At 44.8% G+C, this 1,048-nt stretch carries 1 protein-coding gene; it reads right to left on the bottom strand.

All coding sequences use genetic code 11. The features are described from left to right. Positions 1–68: 68 nt before the first annotated feature. Complete coding sequence (locus tag GFJ41_RS20875; RefSeq protein ID WP_170075970.1) at positions 69–959, bottom strand: serine protease; 891 nt, start codon at positions 957–959, stop codon at positions 69–71. Between the last annotated feature and the right edge of the window lie 89 nt (positions 960–1,048).

The following is a 1,048-nucleotide window of genomic DNA, read 5'->3' on the forward strand; positions in this document are numbered from 1 at the left end:
CTTTTTTTTTGAATATAATCCTTTATTGACAATTTATAATTTTGCACAGAACAGTAAAGAGTCCATGGTTACTTTGAAAGCAAATCATTCATGATGGAAGTACGGAGAGACGAAAACTTGTCTGAGTCACCTCTCATCACACTGTGGATCCACGGCAAGTAGGCAGAGATCTTCATAAAAATAGTCATCTGATCTCTAGTACACGCTTCATCATTTGAAAGGATTCCAGCTGCATAGACCTTTTGCGTGTCAGGGTTAAGAATGGCCAGGGCTCCACCTGCATCTCCATAACAAACATTCTCCTGGAATTTAGTACGGGTTGTCAAGATCTTATCGTCCTGTGCATTACTCGGAATAACCGGAAGGGCAAGGAACTTGAGGATCTCTGAGAATGTGAAAAGTGGTGTCCAGCCCCAACCAGCAATGACGCCTGTCTGTCCCTCACCCTCCTCCAGATTGTCACCTTTCTCAGGCAGAGGGATGGGGAAAACAGTGTCGTTGAAGATCACCGGCTCCTTCAGATGGATCAGCGCCAGGTCATTGTCTGAGTCTGAGGCATTCTGGAAAGCTGGGTGTAAAATCACCTTTTCCACTGCCACTTCAGTAGTAGAATCAGCTTTGGCAAGATGCCTAATACCTAGATATACTTTTGGGATCAAGGGCTCTTTTCCCCTTGTATCTTTTCGTGTCTTCCTCACAAATAGATTCCTGCCAGCAGTCAGAATCCACTGAGGGCCAATCAGAGCTCCTCCACCAATGCCTCCATCTATCTTGCTGTCACTGAGGTACACCAGAGCCTGCCAGGGGACATGTCCAGGGGTGAGGAGACCTCCCACCATTCGTTTGGTTCTCAGAGCTGCATCAGTGTTTGCATGTTCTTTTATCCCATCCAACACACGTGCCTCTGATAGATAGGCCAATAAAGCAAAAAGAAAAACAGCTACAGACAACCACTTCATGATCTTTCCTTCAACTTTTCAAAGCAATCTTGTTTTATGGTGGAAAGATCATGAAGTGGTTGTCTGTAGCTGTTTTTCTTTTTGCTTTA

This window comes from Paraclostridium dentum (genome assembly GCF_012922555.1).
In the GTDB taxonomy this organism is placed as follows: Bacteria; Bacillota; Clostridia; order Peptostreptococcales; family Peptostreptococcaceae; genus Paraclostridium; species Paraclostridium dentum.